Annotated in this window: 1 protein-coding gene and 1 pseudogene; both read right to left on the minus strand. The window is 34.6% G+C overall.

Annotated features, from left to right (window positions below; translation table 11 throughout):
• Positions 1-512, minus strand: a pseudogene (locus tag Q0Q96_RS06490) (alpha-glucosidase domain-containing protein); the annotation flags it as partial.
• Positions 513-604: 92 nt separating this feature from the next.
• Entirely contained in the window at positions 605-2437 is a 1833-nt protein-coding gene (locus Q0Q96_RS06495) for a glycoside hydrolase family 13 protein (RefSeq protein ID WP_293872426.1), read from the minus strand.
• Positions 2438-2463: the final 26 nt, after the last annotated feature.

A 2463-nucleotide genomic window follows, 5' to 3' on the forward strand; every position in this document is an offset into this window, starting at 1 on the left:
TCATAACCATATTGCGCGCGGTTGTACAAGCGAAGCCTATTGCCTCTTCGGTTCATGCCCAATGCTCTTGCGCCGCCACCAAAAAGTTTTTCCTCTTTAGAGATATTGAACTGAAGAATTTGAGTGCTATCGTTTTTCTTGATAAAGCCTGCTTTTTCGGAAAGAATGTTCAGATTTGAATTGTTTTTATAAGTAATTTGAAACGGACTTTTAGTAATCAAGACGGTAATGTAGTCAGAACCGAAAGACACAAAATTGCCGTTCTTTAGTATGTGAAATTTATAGGGAACATTTTTTAAAACTACTGCTTCGGATTTTAAATTGTTAGTTTCGCCTGTTGGAATAAATGTATTTTCAACAATTTTAGTGCTAAAAAAAAGTATTTGATAATCACCGTCGCTGGTTTTAATAGTGACAACACCATCTTTTTGAGTTAGTGCAATAAATTTTCTGTTTGCATTTTGGGCAAATGAAATTGATGTTATAAATAATAGTAAGAGTAGTTTTCTCATTTTGTTTATTTAATCTCGCTAAGACACAATGGCGCAAAGCATTTTTTATTTATAGTTTTATTATTTGCGTCTCTGCGTTTTGTGAGACTTATTTATTTTAGTTCCAAAACCAAAACTGATTTTCCTTCAATAGAAATATCATTTTTCAAATCAAAAATTACATTGCTAAAAATATCTTTTCCAGTTTTATAGTTGTTAGTGTTCTCTTGAAATCGATTGGTGGCAAAGGTTTGTTTGACGGGATTGTTATTAATGACAACCATAACGCTTTCGGTTTCATTGATACGAAAATAAACATACACATTATTCTCGGGAATGTAATGCGTCATTTTTCCGCTGTGAATAACTTGTTTTGATTTTCTCCAATTGAATAATTTGGATGTAAAGGCAAAGAATTTATTTTGAACTTCAGTTCTACCAGCTTGGGTAAAAGCATTGTTAACATCGCCGTTCCAGCCGCCCTGAAAATCTTGGCGAATATTTGCATCGCCATTTTTATCTTTATTGCCACTCATTCCAATTTCGGAGCCATAATACAGTTGTGGAATTCCGCGGACCGTTGCCAAAAGCGTCATTGCCATTTGGTATTTTTTGAAATCGTTTTTATAAATATCGTTAAAGCGATTGGTGTCGTGATTTTCTGCAAAAGTTAAAATGTTATTGGCATTTGCATATAAAAAATCATTGGTAAAATTTTCATACACTTTAATCATTCCTTTATCATAATCGGATTTATCTTCATTGAAAACACTGCCTAAAGCATCAAGCAAGGTAAAATCCATCACTGATGGCAAGTTGGCGTTGTAACTTTGAATTGCGCCAATTTTACTGTCTTTTTGCCAATACGATATTTGTGCTTGGTTATGCATCCAAATTTCTCCAACAATATTAAAATTTGGATATTCGTCAGTAATGGCTTTGGTCCATTTTGATATACCTTCTTTGTCGTTATAAGGATACGTATCCACTCGAAAACCATCTAAATCAGCATATTCAATCCACCAAATGGCATTTTGAATCAAGTAATTTAGCACCAACGGATTGCTTTGATTCAAATCGGGCATCGATTTTACAAACCATCCGTCAGAGCAAATTTCGGCATCAATTTTTGAAGCATGTGTATCGTTCAAACTTTCCCTTCTGTGATTGGTTTGTGTGTATTCCTGAAATTGATGTACCCAGTCTTTGGTGGGTAAGTCTTTGTACATCCAGTGTTGCCAACCCCAATGATTGGTCACATAATCCATAATGTTTTTCATTCCTTTTTTATGCAATTCGGCTGACAATTTTTTGTAATCATCATTGGTGCCAAATCTTGGGTCAATATTGTAAACATCGGATTGTCCGTAGCCATGATAGGAAAAATTTTCGTCATTGTCTTCGCAAATTGGTGTTGCCCAAAGCGCGGTTGCCCCCAGCTCATTAATGTAATCCAAATGATTTATTATTCCTTGAATATCGCCACCATGTCTTCCGCTTGGGTTGGTTCTATTGGCTTTTTCGGTCATGGATTTCTCGCTGTCGTTATTCGGATTTCCATTGGCAAAACGATCAGACATAATTAAATATATCATATCTGAACTGTCGTAGCTTTTGCGTAAGCGGGAATTTTCTCGTCTTACTTTGAGCGAGTAGTTTTTGACAAATGATTTTTTACCATTTTTAAAAGTGAACGTTACCTCAGTTGGAGGTATGTTTTTGGTATCAATGGTTACAAAAATGTAATTAGGATTTTCAGTTTTGTGAATGTCTTTGATGACAAGACCTCTGGAAACCGACACTTCATTAAAAGCTATGTTTTTTCCATAGAACATGATTTGCACATTTGATAAATTCATTCCTGCATACCAAAATGGTGGTTCTACACGGTCGATTTGTGCGAAAGCTGAAACTGAAATCAGTAAAAAGAAAAGTAATTTTTTCATAATAATTAATTTAAAAACCCTTTCAG

The organism is Flavobacterium sp., assembly GCF_025352015.1.
Taxonomy (GTDB): Bacteria; Bacteroidota; Bacteroidia; order Flavobacteriales; family Flavobacteriaceae; genus Flavobacterium.

What these genes read in the sequence shown, in the direction of transcription:
- Q0Q96_RS06495 (WP_293872426.1), bottom strand. Translation starts at nt 2,437, where the DNA reads ATGAAAAAATTACTTTTCTTTTTACTGATTTCAGTTTCAGCTTTCGCA.